14 protein-coding genes are annotated in these 18064 nt (G+C 54.2%); 9 read left to right on the forward strand and 5 right to left on the reverse strand.

Annotated features, from left to right (window positions below):
• Nucleotides 1–8 precede the first annotated feature (8 nt).
• Together VFA09_12085 and VFA09_12090 are read left to right on the forward strand one after the other, a co-directional pair.
• A complete protein-coding gene (locus VFA09_12085; GenBank protein HZU68007.1) occupies nt 9–1505 on the forward strand; it encodes an FHA domain-containing protein in 1497 nt (498 codons plus the stop codon).
• Nucleotides 1506–1519: 14 nt separating this feature from the next.
• Complete coding sequence (locus VFA09_12090) at nt 1520–2665, forward strand: serine/threonine-protein kinase (GenBank protein HZU68008.1); 1146 nt, start codon at nt 1520–1522, stop codon at nt 2663–2665.
• A gap of 49 nt (nt 2666–2714) precedes the next feature.
• On the opposite strand, the gene VFA09_12095 is transcribed toward VFA09_12090, so the two are convergent.
• On the reverse strand, nt 2715–3224 hold the full coding sequence (locus VFA09_12095; protein HZU68009.1) for a response regulator: 510 nt from the start codon (nt 3222–3224) through the stop codon (nt 2715–2717).
• Nucleotides 3225–3262: 38 nt separating this feature from the next.
• Nucleotides 3263–5371: a GAF domain-containing protein gene (locus VFA09_12100; protein HZU68010.1), complete on the reverse strand. Its 2109-nt coding sequence runs from the start codon at nt 5369–5371 to the stop codon at nt 3263–3265.
• Nucleotides 5372–5598: 227 nt separating this feature from the next.
• On the opposite strand from VFA09_12100, the gene VFA09_12105 reads away from it, so the two are divergent.
• Nucleotides 5599–6360, forward strand: coding sequence for a hypothetical protein (locus tag VFA09_12105; protein ID HZU68011.1), 762 nt, complete (start codon nt 5599–5601; stop codon nt 6358–6360).
• 119 nt (nt 6361–6479) lie between these two features.
• Here VFA09_12105 and VFA09_12110 read toward each other — a convergent pair whose 3' ends face one another.
• Entirely contained in the window at nt 6480–7376 is an 897-nt protein-coding gene (locus VFA09_12110) for a dihydrodipicolinate synthase family protein (protein ID HZU68012.1), read from the reverse strand.
• A 245-nt stretch (nt 7377–7621) separates the two neighbouring features.
• On the opposite strand from VFA09_12110, the gene VFA09_12115 reads away from it, so the two are divergent.
• A complete protein-coding gene (locus VFA09_12115) occupies nt 7622–8470 on the forward strand; it encodes a DUF5666 domain-containing protein (protein HZU68013.1) in 849 nt (282 codons plus the stop codon).
• 76 nt (nt 8471–8546) lie between these two features.
• Here VFA09_12115 and VFA09_12120 read toward each other — a convergent pair whose 3' ends face one another.
• A complete protein-coding gene (locus VFA09_12120; protein ID HZU68014.1) occupies nt 8547–9434 on the reverse strand; it encodes a J domain-containing protein in 888 nt (295 codons plus the stop codon).
• A gap of 161 nt (nt 9435–9595) precedes the next feature.
• On the opposite strand from VFA09_12120, the gene VFA09_12125 reads away from it, so the two are divergent.
• The gene (locus VFA09_12125) at nt 9596–10684 is read left to right on the forward strand and encodes a cation diffusion facilitator family transporter (GenBank protein HZU68015.1); all 1089 of its coding nucleotides are present in this window, start codon (nt 9596–9598) and stop codon (nt 10682–10684) included.
• Between the two features lie 7 nt (nt 10685–10691).
• On the opposite strand, the gene dnaA is transcribed toward VFA09_12125, so the two are convergent.
• Nucleotides 10692–12257, reverse strand: a complete 1566-nt coding sequence (dnaA, locus tag VFA09_12130) for a chromosomal replication initiator protein DnaA (GenBank protein ID HZU68016.1) — start codon at nt 12255–12257, stop codon at nt 10692–10694.
• 378 nt (nt 12258–12635) lie between these two features.
• On the opposite strand from dnaA, the gene VFA09_12135 reads away from it, so the two are divergent.
• The 4 genes from VFA09_12135 to murA all read left to right on the forward strand — a co-directional run bounded on the left by VFA09_12135 (nt 12636) and on the right by murA (nt 18059).
• Nucleotides 12636–13433 (forward strand): hypothetical protein, encoded by a 798-nt coding sequence (locus tag VFA09_12135; protein ID HZU68017.1) that lies wholly within the window; start codon nt 12636–12638, stop codon nt 13431–13433.
• Between the two features lie 279 nt (nt 13434–13712).
• Nucleotides 13713–15101 (forward strand): FHA domain-containing protein, encoded by a 1389-nt coding sequence (locus VFA09_12140; protein ID HZU68018.1) that lies wholly within the window; start codon nt 13713–13715, stop codon nt 15099–15101.
• Nucleotides 15102–15219: 118 nt separating this feature from the next.
• The gene (locus tag VFA09_12145) at nt 15220–16731 is read left to right on the forward strand and encodes an FAD-dependent oxidoreductase (protein HZU68019.1); all 1512 of its coding nucleotides are present in this window, start codon (nt 15220–15222) and stop codon (nt 16729–16731) included.
• 8 nt (nt 16732–16739) lie between these two features.
• The gene (gene murA / locus VFA09_12150) at nt 16740–18059 is read left to right on the forward strand and encodes a UDP-N-acetylglucosamine 1-carboxyvinyltransferase (protein ID HZU68020.1); all 1320 of its coding nucleotides are present in this window, start codon (nt 16740–16742) and stop codon (nt 18057–18059) included.
• Nucleotides 18060–18064: the final 5 nt, after the last annotated feature.

Consider the following 18064-nt stretch of genomic DNA (forward strand, 5'->3'; position numbering starts at 1 on the left):
TGAACGATATGAGTGAGATGCTCGCCTTTACAACTCTGGTACTGGGATTATCGATCTTTGGGGGGAACACAACCTATATTATTGCCGGCGCTGCGATAGTTATAGCCGCGATCATAGCGATTGTGGCAGTAATGCTTTTCCGTGGCGGCAAGAAAAAGCCAGCTTCCTCCGCCGGGTCAGGGTTGCCTGATTGGCAGCGCCAGGCCCAGCAACAGGGGGCGAATGGTGCATGGAATCAGGGCGGCGCTGTAGGCGGTGATAATGCCTGGGGACAGGTAGGGCAGCAACAGCCTGCCGCCTGGGGCGCTCAGCAGCAGCCCGCGGCAGGTGGTTGGGATGCGCAAAATCCGGCTCAGCAGCAAGCCGCCTGGGGTGCTCAGGCTGGCGCGCAACAGGCGGCCTGGGGAGCGCAAAATCCGGCCCAGCAACAGCCAGGTGGTTGGGGAGCACAGGGCTTTGGTCAGCAGCAACAGCCTGCCGCCGGCGCCTGGGACGCTCAGAATCCCGCGCAGCAGCCCGCGGCGTGGGGAGCACAGGGCTTTGGTCAGCAGCAACAGCCTGTGGCAAATGCCTGGGATGCTCAGCAGCAGGCGGCATGGGGAGCACAAGCAGGTCAGGCGCAAGGCCTTGGTCAGCAACCCGGCGCGTGGGATGCGCAAAATGCTGCTCAACAGCAGGCAGGCGGTTGGGGAGCGCAGGGTGCTCAACAACCGGCAGGTGGCTGGGGAGCGCAGAGTGGTCAGCAGGCCGATGCCTGGGGAAGTCCGGCCTCATCCCCGCAGGGTAGCAGCGGCCAGCAAGCATGGGGCGGAGTTCCAGTACAAACGTCTCAAGACCAATGGGGGCAACAGCAAGCGGCTCCTGCGTGGAATCAACCGGTCCAGCAGAACAATCAGCAGGCGCCCACTGCGTTTAGCGGCAGCGGTTCCGGCCAATCATGGGGACAACCCGCTCCGGCGGCCGATGCATGGGGGCAGCCCGCGCAGCCGCAGGCTGGCTGGGGTTCAAATTTCCAGCAGCCGTCACCGGCTCAGTCCCCTTCTTCAGGGTCTGCACCTGGATGGCCGGGGCAGGGACAAGGATTCGCAGGGGCAGGAGCGGCGAACCCGATGCAAATGCCGGGACAGGGCTACAGCGCAGGTACACCTTTCGATAGCGAAGATAAGACAATTATGCGTAGTACAGGCCCACAGGCTCCAGGACGCCTGGGTATTATACGCGTCGAGGAGGGGAAAGAGCCAGGGCGAGTCTATGAAGTGCGCAAAGATAGTCTTAGCATCGGACGTAGTCGTGAAAGCGATATCTTCCTCGAAGACCTGGCGGTTTCACGCCTCCATGCCTCAATTGTCAACCTGGGCAATGGCAATTATGCGCTGAGAGATGAGGGAAGCGCCAATGGCACGAAAGTCAACGGTCAGACTGTCAACAAGTACCAGCCTTACCCACTGCAGGAGGGAGATAAAATTCAACTCGGACAAACTGTATTAGTATTCGCCAAACGTTGATGCGTTAAAGCGGTATGCAACGTGACCCCTTAATCGGGACAATGCTTGGCAAGTATAAGATCCTGGCCCCCCTCGGCCAGGGTGGAATGGCTCGTGTCTATAGAGCACGTCAGGAGAACCTTGATCGTGAAGTGGCAGTCAAGGTTCTTCCGCCCTGGTATGCTTCGGATCCTAACTTTGTCGAACGCTTTACGCAGGAAGCCAAATTAGTTGCCGGGCTCTCCCATCCTAATATCGTGACCGTCCATGATGCCAGCCAGCAAAATGGCCACCTGTATATTGTGATGCAACTGGTGGATGGGGGAACCCTGAAGCAGCAGCTTGATATCCTGCATCTTACCGGTGGGTCGAATATGCCCTTTATGGATTTGCTGGAGGCCAACCGTATATTTCAGCAGCTTGCGAGCGCCCTGGCATACGCGCACGAGCAAGGTATCGTTCATCGCGATATCAAGCCGGTCAATGTCTTGATGGACCGCACGGGCAGGCCTATCCTCTCGGATTTCGGCATAGCAAAAGTGCTTCAAGGGAATAAAGGGCTGACCCGCCCGGGAGCAGGCGTAGGGACACCCGAATATATGTCGCCGGAGCAATGCATGGGGGGACCGGTAGACGGAAGAGCGGATATTTACGCGCTTGGCGTGATGTTGTTCGAGGCCCTTACCGGGCGTACTCCTTTCGTGGGAGAAAACTATCATGCTATCGCTCATAGTCATATTTATGAACCACCGCCCGACCCCTGCATGTTCAATCCATCTATTCCTTTACCGGTACGCGATGTGATTATTACCACGCTACAGAAAAGGCCTGAGATGCGCTACCAAAACGCGAGCGAGCTGGCAAATGCGCTCGATATGGCGGTGACTGCCTCGAATAAGCATGCTTCCATTCCGCGAACAAGCAGCTTTATTGATCGCGTTCCTACAAGGCCTATAACTCCCTCGGATTTTGAGGCTAGCAATTCAAGCGCGGGGAATCACAAGGGCCAGCCCTACACGGTTCAAGCCATGTATCCTTGCCCCAATTGCCATTCGGCTAATAAGCCAGAAGTGAGCTATTGCATTCGCTGTGGCTCCTACATGAATCTTTGTTCCAATTGCTATCGCGCGAATCGTGCTAAAGATCGTTTCTGCACGCGCTGCGGGCAACAATTGCAATGACAATCTACCAGGGCGCAACTTTTGTATGATCTCCAGGTATTAGCGGGCGCTACTCATACACGAATTCATCCGCCTGGGGAGCCGAAACACGTTCAAGGGTTTCACGCTGCTCATCGATACGCTTGCGATGTAGCATGGCACGCTGTTCTGCACTGAGGGCCAGTATAGTACGAATGCGCTCGACGATCATACGTGGCTGTGTTGGTTTTGTCATGTATTCTATAGCACCCTTTTCAAAGCCACGCACCTGTTCTCCCAAATTGTTGAGCGCGGTCAGCACCAGAACAGGTATGGATGAAAGGGGAGGTGGCTGAGACTCTGGCTGTGCTGCATTGAGCCAGTCCAAAACGGCCCAGCCATCGACCGGCTGCATCATGAGATCGAGTACGATCAGGTCTGGACAAAATTCTGGGACGACCTGTATGGCTTCGCTGCCGTCCGATGCGCTCAACACCTCGAAACCGGCGTGCTTGAGATAGACGCCCAATATCTGCTTGATGTCGAAGTCATCCTCAACGATCAGAATACGGGCCGCCTCTTTACTTGTGGTTGCTTTCATTTTGTTCACCTCCGCCGCTACTTTTGTTTCCACAACGTTTATGATCGCCGTATGAGTGGTGCATGTGGGAAAGATACTTCTGCCCTGGTGCGTGCAGGCGTTTCCCCGGTACGACTCAAATGAAACTGACCACCCAGGTCGCCAATGAGATTGCGAATCAGTGACACGCCAAGACTTTCACCGTTTTCTTCTTCGGGCGGTTCAAATGGCTTGTTGCCGTTATCGATTACTTCGACGCTGATCCAGCCACCTTCTTCACGACCGCGAATGAGGATAGTTCCTTCTTTCATGCCCTGCATGCCGTGTTTAATAGCATTGGAAACCATTTCATTCAAAACCAGGGCGAGAATGACCACCGCGCGTGAAGGAATGACGATAGGACAGGGTTCCACCTGGAATGAAATGTGTGTTTCGGGTGGACGGAGATTGGCATTGGCGACGCCGACGATTTTACGGGCGATATCATCCACCCGCGCTTCGCTGACCTCTTCATGAGAAAGCAGGTCATGCGTTGCCGCCAATCCTTGAATACGGTTGACGCTTTCGGCCAGGATAGTGCGCACCTCTGGTGATTTTGTGCGACGCCTCTGTAGGGAGAGCAGTCCGGCTACATTGGCAAGATTGTTCTTGACACGGTGATGCAGTTCCCGCAGCAAGGCTGACTTCAGCTCAAGGCCGCGGCGTGTCTCTTCATACAGGCGCGCATTGTCGATGGCGATAGCTGCTTCATTAGCAAAGGTGATGACAAGCTGCTGTTGCTCCTGGCTCAGGAGATGACGATGGCTGCTATAGACGCAAATACAGCCCAGAACCGTGCCTTTTGCTTGCAGCGGTACGCACAAAACAGAGTGAATATCGGCTGACACAAATGGGTCATGACGGAGAAAACATTGCTCATCGTTCTGAAAGCAATCGACGCGCATGCTGGGCTGTTTTGTCTGTACTGCTCTGCCGGCGCAGCAATGGCCGACGGGCACGCGAATGTCTCGTACATCTGAATTGTTGAAGCCATAGTGGGCCAGCACCTGCAGGTGTTGCTTTTGCGTGTCCAGTTCAAAGATACAGGAACGTTCCGCTCCGCTCAGTTGAACGGCCTGCGTGGTAATGATCTGGAGGACGCGATCCAGTTCGAGAGTGGAGGCGATGACCGAGGTCACGCGATGAATGGTAGAAAGTTCATGTACCTTGCGCCTGAGTTGTTCATCGGTTTGTTCATAGAGCCGTCCATTTTCGGTATTGATGGCAATGATACCGGCAACCACTTCGATGAAGTCCATTTCCTCGGAGGTGAAGTCGCGAGGTTCGAGGGTCTGGACGCTGATGACACCGATGAGCCGCTCGACATTGCCGAAAAAGATGATGGGCAAGACGATGAGGCCGCGATATTCGGGGCCATAGGCTCGCGCTTCCGAGGCAAAATGCTGGTCGGCAATGGCGTCACGCACGAGCAAGGGATGGCCTTTCTCCGCTACTCGACCGCTGTATCCCTCGCCCAGGCGCAGCAAGAAATGCAGACCGCCGAGGGGACGAGGGCCGTTGGTGGCATGGAGGGTGAGGATACGCTGCATCTCATCGTAGAAAAAAATCGAGCAGAGGTCGGCGTCCAACTCATCAGCAACAATCCTGGCAATGGTCTCAAGCGTCTGATCGAGATCAGTTGTGGAATTGCTGACACTGTTGATGCGCTGGATGGCATGGAGACGACGCTGCGTGTGGAGCTGCAGGCGCTTATGCTCGGTGGTCAATGTATCGGTGAAGGATTGATAACCGCGCGTGAGAGCAAGAATAGAGAGCGATTGGACCTGGTGCAGGTGTGCCAGGGCTTCGGGCAACAGGTGGGCATCGGATGCTTCTGTTGTGAAAATTTCCTGGATGGCCTGAAAGAGGGCAGAGACGTATAATTGCAGACCCTGCAGGCGCGTTTCCAGTTTGCCGCCCTGTTCGGCGAGGGCGCGACCGGATTGTTCAAAACGCGCGATAAAGTCAGGGTTGTCGCTGCTGATGAGGGCATTGAGGAGTAAGGAGGCGTCGCTACCTTCTTCAGGGCCGGAATGCGCGCCGGAGGCTTGCTGTAAAGCGGCACGTAACCTGCCCGTATGCTGGTTGAGTATATGTTCGACCTGTTGCTCTGCGCTGTAGTGTATCACCCTTTTTTCCCTTGCCCCATATTCCACATGACGAAGCGGGTGGATGAAATTGAATGCCGTTGCTCAATGCCATTGCTTCGCTGCATCTAGATGCAATTCATAATCTTCTATTGGCTTAATTGTAGTTGAGGTGCGCTTTTCTGTCAAGGCGTACCGGCTAACCCATTTTGGTTGCTTACTTACCGGCAACACCTTTGTACGTTACAGATGACATGGAGGATCGAACCATGAGATGCACGAATTGCGGATGGCCACTCTCACCGTTACGAACGATGACGAATTGTCCAAGATGTGGAGCTGCAATAGGTTCAAATTCGAAACCGCAGCCGGTATTTGCCCCGTATGAGAATGGGCATCCAGAGGTATCCGGGCCAATAGTCGGAATTAGCAGGGCGCAAACCGGGCCGGTGCGACGTATCAATAGAAAGAGCAATACCCGACTGGGTTTTAGTGTAGCTGCGCTGTGTGTGATCACCGGAGGCTTGCTACTGATCTTCGTTTACTTCCTCGGAATGTCAGGCTCTGGAGGCAGTCCGAATGCCAGTACAGGAAGTCTGAATACTCAAAGCATGCTCGTTTCTCCCACGCCAGCATCTCCTTCCCCTTCGCCTACGAATACTCCCACGCCGACGGCTATTCCTTTTCCTGGGCAACAATATATTGATCATGCGCAAATGGCGAGCGCGATAGATGCAAAGACTGAACTGCCTACACAACTTTCCACTACCTTTGCAATCAACACGAGGATCTACGTTACGTTTCAGTTGCACCCTCCTGTACATGGTGGGGCCGTGTGCTTATTATGGTACCTGAATGGCAGGCAGGTGACAAACTACCAGTTTGCGGTAAGTCAGTATACCCATAACAGTTATTCTTACGCGATTTACGGCAGTGCCGGGCCGGCTTCCGTTGAGGTCTACTGGGCAAGTTCAACCTCGTGTGTGGATGAGCAACTGGCGCAACGGCTGAATTTCACGGTGACGATCTAAAGGCATGATTGTGGAGTTTGACAAAATAATCAGGAATCCCGGCAGGGGCCGATGAATCGGCAGCAGGCACGATTCATCGGCCCCTACGGCTCCGCCGCGGATTAAATTCTTCAAGTGCATTATCGCGCTCCAAGCAGTATTTGCGCCAGCCGATCGCGTTCGGGCTGTGTTAATGGTTGCAGGGGAGAACGAGGACGGCCACCATAGCCGGCGGTAAGTTCGAGCGCGGCCTTGAGCCCGGGTACGTTATAGGTGGCGGTGACGGCGGTATTGGCGGGTACGAGGCGCGCCTGCAAGCGCCGGGCTTCTGCGAGCTTGCCGGCATTGAAGAGCGCCTGTACCTGGCAGACTTCGCGAGGAAAGATGTTGGCAAGCGCGGCGACGGCTCCAATCGCTCCAACGGTCAGGGCCGGCAGGAGATAGCCTGCGCTGCCGGCAAAGACGCGGAAGTGAGCCGGGGCCTGAGCGACGATTTGCGCCAGTTTGGCTATGTTTCCCGCGCTATCTTTGATACCGGCGATGTTGGGGTGTTCGGCTAGCGTGCTGACGAGGGCGGCATCCAGGTCGATGCCCGCGGTATTGGCGGGCATGTTATAGATGACAATGGGCAGTGGGCTGGCATCGGCAACAGTGCGATAGTGAGCGAGCAGGGCCTGGGAATCCATGTGGCTTTTGAAATAGAAAGGCGGTAGGACGAGCGCGATGTTGGCTCCGGCTCGTGCCGCCAGGTGACAGTAGGCGATAGTAGTGCGTGTCGATTGTTCTCCGCAGCCTGCCAGGATAGGTATGGTTTCGTCGGCTGTGGCTCGCGCCGTTTCGATCAGTTGCGTTCGTTCATCAGGTGTGAGATGAGGCGCTTCCCCGTTGGAACCCATGACGACATAGCCGGCGATGCCGGTTTGCGCGAGATTCTGGATATGCCGGCGGAATGTGGCAAGATCGAGTTCTTCCTGGGTGTCAAAGAATGTGGGCAAGGGGGGATAAATACCGGCTGGCAGAATGAATGTGTTGACCATGCTTTGTCTGCTCCTACTATGCTATAGCCCATTAGGAGATGATTATATCACAGAAAACATGAGGGAATTCACAATCCGGCTGTGCCATAAGGCATAGCGCGTCCACCAGAAATGAGCGTATAGTTCGTACATGAGAATGAATCCATAGAAAATGTTTTGAAAGGCATGATGCCTCACAAAAATTTCAATAGTCTAGCTCAATAATGACGAAGGAAAAATTACTAAACGAAAAAAGGAGAAAGCAGATGAAAGTTAATGGTATCAAGCGATTTGTAGCAGGTGTAGCAATTGTTGCTCTTATGGCGCTATTTAGCGCGTGTGCGGGGGTGAGTACAAATGGAGGCAACGGCAATTTAAGTCTGTCAGGTTCGGTGGTGTCTGTGAATCCTCAGAATCATAGCGTGACGCTGGAGATCAATGGGCAGCAGAAGACGATCAATGGCCTTACCGATCAGGAAGTGTCCTTGTTGCAGGGTCAGGTAGGCAAGCCGTACACGATCCAGGTGACGCAGAACAGCGACGGCTCATATGAGATTGTTACGGGCACTCAACCGATGGAAGAGGGCACACCCGAAGCTGGAGAGACTCCTGGTACGAATCAGACGCCCGAGACGAATGAGCCCGGCAGTATCAATTTTACCGGCAAGGTGCTGAGCGTGAGTGGCAGCAGCATTACGGTGAGCCTGCCAGATGGCTCGTCCTTGACGGCGAGTATTGTGAATGGGCAGACCGATGAGTCGGATTTCAACGGCCAGCGGATTACCAATGGTCAGCTTATTCAGGTCGAGGCGACGGCCAATGCGAATGGCAGCTTCCTGGCTTCGAAACTGTCGCCAACCGATAGTGGAGATACCACGAATCAGAATGTGGTGGATTTCCAGGGTGTTACAACCAGCGCGGTTGGTTCCGACCATGTGATTCATTTCGCGGTGGGCAATAAGAGCTTCAGCTATACCATCGGCGCGAATGCGGACCTGAGCGATTTCAACGGCAACCCACAGTCCATCGCCAAAGGGGTGAGCGTAAAAGTCCAGGTGACGTTCAATGGCACGGTAGGCGCTGTGACGAAAGTGGATAATGCGAGCAATTCGTAGCATATACATGTAAGGAGAGGGTAGCCTGAGCGGTGGAGACGGTTCGTCCTCCACCGCTCAGGCTACCCTCTCTTGCTTATCTCAGCGTCAAAACGAAGACACCAAGAATTAGCACGATTACTACAAACACACTGATCCACAGAATGGCAGCGCGACGCGCGGCAGCGGCGCGCAGTGTGTCCACACGCGTATTTTCGGCTGGGCACCATTGCGATCTCCTGCAATTTGGGCAGAGCGGGAAGAGTTCGTAGGGCTGGTAGGGTCTGCCCTGGCCGATGATTTTGTCATGTATTTCTTCGCTCTCGAAGACGGCCGAACAATGGGTGCAGCGTAAAAGCAGGTATTCGCTCCAATCGCCGGCCTTACATGATGGACAGGCGGCATCATCATTGGTCGCGCGATTGGCTGGGGAGGTGGCCATCCACCGGTAATGGCAGCGATGACAGTAGTTGGTTGTCCGGTTCGTACTTTTCTTCTCATCGCCGCGCAGCAGGCCAGTTTGCCGCAATGTGGAGGCCTCTGCTGGTGAAAGGCTGTAGTTTATATCATCCAGGTCGATAAAAATGGTCGAAGGAAGTGGCTCGCTCAAGTCTGGAAAGGCGAAGTGGCGCGGCCTGCCTTGCCCTGAAGAGGTCCTGGCCCTATGCTGCGCGGAAGTCGTTGATGTGGTTTCTGCTGAAAAACCCGTATAATAGCCGTGCTGCGTTGCGGCGGTGTGCAAACCAGAGGAGCTATCAAGCAGGTGATTGGAGCGTTGAGCGTCATAAGTTCTGCGTGCAGCGGGGTCGCTCAAGGTTTGATAGGCAAGCAAAAGCAGGCGCATGCGCTCTTCGGCATCCGCGCCTTTGTAGACATCGGGATGATATTGCAAAGCCAGCTTCTTAAAAGCGGTTTTGATTGCGCCTTCGGAGGCGTGGGAATCGACGCCTAGCACGGCGTAATAGTCGATAAAGGTTTTATCCATCGGTTTCGGCGGCTACAAGGATCGCCATTCAGGTTTATACGTACATAAAGACGAAAAAGCCTGGAAATTCTCCATAAAAACAGGTATCGTATCTATTAGTTAGACGTATGAGCAGTGGAAATGTTGCAAGCAGACAGAGCCGGTAAAGGAGGGGCAGGATTATGCATGAGGATGCCGTGTACAACGATCATGACCATAATGCTGAACACAAACATGCTCATGCTCTTCATGGGCATGAACATGTACACGATGAGCATGAAGAGCATGCGCATGGAAAAGGGCATGGACATGGGCACGAGCATGGGAGCGTAGATGCGGACCTCTATGGAAATCAGGCCGGGCTGCGAGCGGTACAAATTTCGACTGCGGGGATGTTTGTTGTTGCGGCTATTCAATTTGCCATCGCCGGTATCGGGGGAAGCGCGGGTTTGTTTGCGGACGCACTGCATAATCTTGGAGATGTTTTCACGACGGTTGCGCTGTGGATCGCTTTCGTGATCTCCAACCGCGCTGCCAACCAGCGCTACACCTATGGCTATTATCGTTCCGAGGACCTGGCGGGTATTTTTATTGTGCTCGTGATTATCGGCAGTGCGGTGGCGGGGGCGGTGGAGTCGATTTTGAAGCTGACGAATGGGAATGTGCCTACACAGATCTATTGGAGCATGGCGGCGGCGCTGGTGGGCGTGGCGGGGAATGAGTTGCTGGCGCAGTACAAGATCGCAGTAGGAAAGCGTATCAATAGTGTGCCATTGGTGGCGGATGGGCAGCATTCGCGCATTGATGGCCTGACCTCGCTGGCGGCGTTTCTGGGCCTGGTGGGAGTAAAACTGGGCTTTCCGCTGGCCGATCCGATTGCCGGCCTGATTATCACGGTGGTCATCATTACGGTTGTATATTCCACCTCGCGCAGCGTGCTGCAACGGCTGCTTGACGCGGTCGATCCGCATATTGTGCCCTCGATCATTGAGACGGCAAGGACGGTAGAGGGTGTTGAGGGGGTGACGGATGTGCGCGCGCGGTGGGTGGGCCATACGCTGCACGTGGTGATGAATATCGAGGTGGATGCCGAATTGACGCTGGCGAAGGCACATGCGATTGCTGAGGAGGTGCGGCACCGACTCTTCCATGGGATTAAGGGCGTTTCAGAGGTGACGATTCATACCGATCCGGCAGGGAGCGATGTAGATTATCACGAGGCGATGGCCCACCATTTGCAGGAGGCGCACCGGCCTATTGCACCAAGATGATTCGGTCTTACCCCTTCTTCTCCAGCGATTCGAGCACGGCAGCGATCTCGCGTCGAACGCGATCGTTGGTGCTGATTTCATCGCGTACTTTCTCCCAGCCGTGCATGATGGTAGTGTGATCGCGCCCACCAAGAGCGGCGCCGATCTGCTGTAGAGAGGCGTCGGTTTCTTCGCGCATCAGGTACATGATTACCTGGCGCGGCCAGGCGACCTCGCGTTCGCGCCCCTTGCCGCGCATTCGTTCAACGTCGAGGTTATAGTAGCGGCAGACGCCTTCAAGTATCTCAGTGATAGAGAGATTGGAGTGGGTTTTGCTTTCGCTATAGATGTTTTCAAGCGCCTGAGCAGCTACGCTGACGGAGAGGGCTACATCGTGCAGGGTGGCGTAGGCGATGACGCGATTGAGGGCGCCTTCGAGTTCGCGCACGCTGCTGCATTCGGGGCGAGCGATAAATTCGATGACCGAGGCGGGGATGGCGAAACGTAGCGATTCGGCTTTGGAACGCAAGATAGCCAGGCGGTGCTCGTATTCGGGAGGCTGGATGTCGGCGAGCAGTCCCCATTCGAAACGCGAGCGCAGGCGGTCTTGTAAGCTGTAAATGGCTTTGGGCGGGCGATCACTGGTAATGACGATCTGCTTATTGGCATCATGCAGCGTGTTGAAGGTATGAAAGAACTCTTCCTCGGTGGATTCTTTGCCCGCAATGAATTGAATGTCATCGACGAGCAGGATATCGATCTGGCGGTATTTGGCGCGAAAGTCTTCGGTTTGCTGGTAACGGATGGCGTTGATGATTTCGTTGGTGAATTTTTCTGATGTGACGTATAAGACGTTCAATCCAGCTGCTTCGCCGACGTGCCCGATGGCGTGTAGCAGGTGGGTCTTACCCAGGCCAACCCCGCCATAGAAGAAAAGCGGGTTGTAGATGCTGCCGGGGTTCTCGGCTACGGCGAGCGAGGCGGCATGCGCTAACTGATTCGATTTGCCCATGATAAACGTACTGAAGGTATAACGCGGATTCAGTAGTCCGTCGCCTCCCAGGGGGAGAAGCCCGGGCTGCATGTTTTTGGGGTGTTCGTTCATCTCCGTCCCGTTGCCGGTTGTGCTGCGATGGGCTACTGGACGAGGAGCAGCGGGAGCTGTAGAGGTCTGCGCGTCTATCGCATTGGCCTGCGGTGTATTGGGAGTAAGAGAGAGCCTGGAGTCGAGCCGCTCTTTCTCCTGCTGCAAATGGGTCAGGCGATTCCTGGGTAGGCGATAGCTGCGTTTATGGATAGGTTTCGTGTTCTCTATTGCATCATGACGGTATTCATAGGTCTCTTTGGTCTCTTTGGCGACGACAAAGCGGACTTCTACAGATGTGCCGCTGACCTCGGTCAAGATAGAGCGAATCAAGTCGAGGAAGCGGCCCTCGAGGTGTGCCTTGGCAAAAGTAGTGGGGACGCCAACAACGAAAATGCCGTCCTGGAAGGAAAGGGCTGAAGTGCCCTGAAACCAGGTCGTGAAAACGGCTGGTTGAACCTTTGTTTGTAGCCTCTCTATAGTTGTTTGCCAGATTTGCTTTGCATTCACAAACGTTGGTACCTCATGAGCAAAATAGGTGTATCGATTAGCAAGATCGTGCGTTTTTACATGTAGGGTTCCTATATTTGAACGGACAAGAAAACAGAATAGAACAAGTGAGCAATCACAATTTTTTAAGGTAGCAGAGGGTAATAGTAGCACTAAATCAAAACGCTGTAAAGTCCTTTTTTAGGGTGTTCGTGGTGTGAAGTGCCTCACATGATTCCCTCCACTTTTACTATATACTAGACCAAAAGGGCTATCCGTAGGATGGCTACCAATCCTGTGGGGACAGCGCCTGGTGCCTGTCGTCGTTTCCCTCGAGCGGGACAGGGACAAGCCGCTGCCCCTACAGGATTACTGGTTTATGAGTTGAGGAGTTTTTAGATGATTGTACCCCGGTTTATGCCTGTAGCGATCCATAGAGGCGGTTTCCCGGCTGCAGTCGGAAGATGCGCCTGGCTTTTTGCAGCACTTGCTTTGATGCTGTCGAGCACCTTTCTAGTATCCTGTACGGGATTATTTGGCAATACAAATGCTACGGGAGTAACAGCGACTCCGGCGGCATCAGAACTGCCACTGGCAAAACTGCACTGGTGCAGCAAGCCATCGATGGTCTTCCGCGACGAGGGGGCCGCGACCACTCCGACAGCCACAGCAACGGGAGCAACGACACCCGGCGCGACGGCTACAGCGGGTAGTGGAAGCACACCAACCACCACTGCGACTCCATCTCCGACAGCCAGCGGGCCGAGGACGATCAGTAATTGGTCGCAGGTCGAGCCATATCTTGGTTTCACGCTCTATTTGCCGGCTACATTGCCCGGTGGCAGCTGCCTGGTGAGCGCCCAGGCAACAATACACGATCCAATTTTTGGGGGTAATTTTTTCATAGGATATCTCCTGCCGGATCACAGTTCGATCAGTTTGTCGGAGGCGCCTTTAAACTCGCAAAATACGCAGTTTCAGTGTAATCCAACGAGCAGCGCGTCGCCCCAGGCCGGAGCAACGCCAAAAGTGGGAACTCCTACGCCTTCGGCAAGCCCGACGCAAGCAGCCAACCAGCTGTGTTCAGGCGCCAGAGATATGACAAATATTGTGCTATTAGCGCGAGGCACAATGGATTCTTTACAAAAGTTTTTTAATGCGTTGCAACCGAACGTTGCCTGGATACCCGGTTCATAGGATCGTTTGATCGGCCTCGTACCCAGGTTAATTTGTCAAAGTCCATAATCGCACTCATAGTAATATCGGTAATGGACTCGACGCTTTGCTCGCTGTTCTGATATAATGGCAGCAGTTTACGTTTAATCATTGTTGTAGCTCGAAAAAGTGGTCGGCCTGCTACTTGCTTGTTCTCGACCGGCGCTGCGCGGCTCAATGAAGGATGAGGGCCGCGGTCAAGGTGTTCAGGCGAGGTGAAAGCAAGGGTCGCCTTTCACAAACAAGGGAGGAAATTTGATTATGGATAAGTGTCCCTATTGTAATGCCGATACAAGGCCTGGGGATAATTTTTGCTTGAACTGTGGCAATCGCCTGCTACCCTCGACTCCCTCAGTACAGCAGGCAGACACGATAGGTGGGGCTACTCTGCCGGCGTCTGATGAATGGCAGCTGCAGAACCAGGGTGGGACAGCTCCTGCATCGTCCCCTGGCTGGAACGAGGCAGATTTGAAAACGGTGGCGAATACAAACATAGAGCCTCCCACTTTACGGGCCGATGCAGCCTCTTCTGTGGCCACGATGGACAAAATTGAAAATCCGGCCCATCTCGTTCTGCGGTCAGATACTGGAGAGGTATTGCAAGATTACAGCCTGGATAAGCCCGAGATGATTATTGGACGTGCTCCTAACAGTGATATTCTGCTCTCAAAAGATAAGCTCACCTCGCGTCGTCATGCGACCATTCATTATGAGAATGGCGAATATGTGTTACGAGACGAACGAAGCGCCAATGGCACATTTGTGAATGGGCAGCAGCTGGAGGAAATGACTCCACGTACCCTTCACGATGGGGATCACGTTGGTATCGGAGAGCATGAGCTTGTTTTCCATGCATATAGACCTGTGTCAAGCGGGGTGGATATAGAAAGCATGCCAACGGTCACGGTGAACTCTGCCGCTGCCGCCGAAATGACGTACCGCACGCGTGAGGATGATCTGTTGACGGCCACAAATGTCGATGATTTCGGCACGCGATCCATGAATGGGGGAGTTGAGGTGCCCCCTGCGCCGCAGCCTGAGAGTCCTCCCGCGCCAGCGCCCGAGCCGGTATCCCCGCCTCCTGCGCCCGCACCGGTCGCTTCAACCAGTGTTGCCAATCCACCTTCCGCACCCGCTTCTCCGGCAGCAATACAGGCCTCATCAGATATTGCTCCCAGGCAGGCTGATGCCCGGTCATCCACTGGCAACATCACCTTTAACCGGCTGACCAGTTTGCCCCAGCCCACGCTGCCCGATGTCGCTCCATTAGTCGCGGCCCTCACGACCCTGGATGGGCAGGTATCCTCTCTGCAAGAGCAGTTGAATGCGACCCAGGAAGCCATGCGCAATCACGAAATGGACATCGCACAGACGACGAATCAATTGCGGAACGGCGTGCGCAATGTATCCGAGCGTATGGATAACACCATCGCCGATGTGGCGCGCAGCCGCGAGCAACTCTCCTGGGCTGAGTTATTACAATTAATGGAAGACGTAATGAACAATCCGCGTGATATCGAGTATGTAACGAAGCTCGCTCGTAAGGCCCGTGAGTTGAACAAAGTCTTCCAGATTCATCAGAATGTCCTCAACGTGCTGGCAGAATGCACAAGCCTTCTGCGCAGTCTGATCGGCGAAGACAACAAGTAGAATGCTCTTTCAGGTAAGAATGGTGTAGGGACAGCGCCTTGTGCCTGTCCTTTGCGGAGCAATAGGGCAGGCACAAGGCGCTGTCCCTACACCATTCTTACTTTCGGATGTTTCCATAATGCAGGAACAGAAATTTGACGCGATTGTTATCGGTGGCGGGCTAGGTGGACTATTGAGCGCGGCACAGTTGCTGCAACGAAGCAAGCGTGTCGTTGTTTTAGAGCGTCTACCCCATTGTGGGGGACGTTTTACGGCAAAAACATTCCAGGGAACGCAAGTGAGTACCGGTGCCGTACACATGATCCCCTTTGGCAGCAGCGGAGTGCTGGCGCGTATGCTGCGCCGGCTGCGAGTTCCGCATCGTTTTTTTGACGCGGATGTCTTCGGGTCTTTTCACGTGCATGGTAAGCAGATTCGCTCACGAGGTCTGCTTGGCCTCTTCAAGGTTTTTGGTCCGCGCCAGTTCTTCTGGTTCGCCCGCGTGGGCTATCTCATGTTTTTCCGGCGTCTTCCTCCTCAAGAGCGAAACCTTCCATTCGATCTCTGGTTGGAACGGCATATCGATACTTCTCGCAATCCTGAGCTTACCGCATTCTTTGAGCGTATCTCGCGCTTTGCGCTCAGCCTCGAATTACACCAGGTAAGTACGGCGGAAGTTATCAATACGACGAAAAATATGTTTCGTTATGGCGCTCCCGGAATTGTAGAGGGCGGTTGCGGCGCTCTGACAAACGCGTTAGAACGCCATATCCTTGACCAGGGGGCGGAAGTACGCCTGCGGCATGATGTGCTGCAAATAGTGCATGACGAGGACAAAATCACCGGCGTGCGGGTGCGTAACAAGGCCACCGGTGAAGAATATGTGCTAACCGCACCCCTGGTCATCAGCGACATTGGACCGCGAGCCACACATGCGCTGCTCTCCAATCAGCAGATTACCCAGGCAGCAGTACTGAAAAAGCAGCTTGTCTCCGCCGGACAAGGCGACGGAGCTCAGTTCAATGCGACCGGGATTAATGCAGGCGACGCGCATGAACAGATTGCCGGCGATGAGGATTTCCCGGAAGCAGTGGGTTTGAAGGTACATGTGCTAAGCGATGTTTCGCTGATTCCTCACAAGGGAATCATGTATTGCCTGGATACAAAGCGTATAGCCGGTATGGTCCAGCCGACGAACTGTGATCCGTCGCTGGCCCCACCCGGCAAACACCTGCTGATTACTCACCAGGTGATTCAGAGCAATACTATCGAAGAAGAGAAGGAACTGGCCCTGGCTGATTTACGTATGATGTTCGGTGAAACGTTTGAGAAACACTGCCGTGTCCTGACTATGAGCGCCTATCGCGGTGAATGGCCGGTGAATCGCGTCGCCCAGGGCGCTGATGTTACTGCAGAGACCTCGATGCAGGGCCTGTACCTGGTTGGTGACGCAGTCAAACCATCAGGGTATTTAATGGTCGAAGGTGTTGCGCAGAGCGTGAACTCGCTCCTTGACTTACTGGACTCGAGAGATGATGAAAACGTTGCCAGGTACGGAAGCCGGGCATCGCGTCGCTCTCGCAATGTGATTCCCCCACCATCTCGTTTCAATGCAATTCGCTGGTTGTGGGAAGCTCCTGGAAATTCATAGCAAAATCAATGGATAAAAACGGTCCTTACTATCTAATCGAGGGTGGCGCACCGCTCCATGGTAGCGTTCGACTCAGCGGTGCCAAAAATGCCGTCACGAAAATGCTGATCGCGACCCTGCTCACGGACGAGTGTTGCACGTTGAGAAATGTTCCGTTAATTGGTGACCTTGATCTTACCATATCACTTTGCCGCAATATAGGTACACAGGCTGAACTGGTTGATCACACACTCTCCGTTTGCACACCGTCCATTCGTAGTTCGGTTATCTCAACAGCGGTGGGCGGATTAAATCGTATGGCGATCATCACGGTAGGACCGCTGCTGCATCGCTGTGGGGAAGCGGACATTCCTATGCCAGGCGGCGACCGTATCGGGGTGCGTCCCATCGATTTTCACCTCAATGGTTTAAGATCGATGGGGGCGGAGATTGTGGAAAAGGATAGGCGCTATCACCTGCGTGTGCCGCGCGGATTGCGAGGTGCGGTGATCCAACTTCCATTTCCCAGCGTGATGGCGACGGAGAATTTTCTCATAACAGCATCGCTGGCGAAAGGTGTCACAGTGATCCAGAACGCAGCCCTCGAACCTGAAATCATCGACCTGATCAAGTTCTTACAAAAGATGGGTGCGATCATCGAAATGAAAGTTGATCGTCGCATCGTGATCGAGGGCGTGGACCGCTTGCACGGCGCCAGCCATACGCTGCTGACCGACCGTAATGAGGCCGTATCGCTGGCAGTGGCGGCGTATTTGACAAAAGGAGATGTGTACCTGGAAGGCGCGCAGCAGGATACATTGCTCACGTTTTTAAACACGCTCTCAAAAATGCAGCTACATTTTGAAGTCGATGATGAAGGTATTCGCTTTATAGGCGATGACCGGCTCCCACCGCCTATCGCGATAGAAACCGATGTCCATCCCGGATTCATGACCGATTGGCAGCAGCCATTCACGGTCTTATTGACGCAGGCCGATGGCATGTCTGTGGTACATGAGACGATTTACGAGGATCGGTTCGGTTATACCTCGGCGCTCCGCGGAATGGGTGCGCATATTGGCCTCTATACCAAGTGTTTAGGCGAAGTCCCCTGCCGCTTCCGCGAAAAACAATATACGCATAGCTGCCTGATCAGTGGTCCAACTCCCCTCGTTGGTACCGAACTGGATATCCCCGATATTCGAGCAGGCTGTTCCTACATTCTGGCTGCACTTACCGCCAGCGGCACATCCCAGGCATATGGCATTGAGCATATCGAGCGCGGCTATGAGAATCTGGATGTGAAGCTGCGCAGCCTGGGAGCAAAGATCGAGCGGGTTAAAGAGTAAAGCCT

The sequence above is a fragment of the Ktedonobacteraceae bacterium genome (genome assembly GCA_035653615.1).
Taxonomy (GTDB): domain Bacteria; phylum Chloroflexota; class Ktedonobacteria; order Ktedonobacterales; family Ktedonobacteraceae; genus DASRBN01.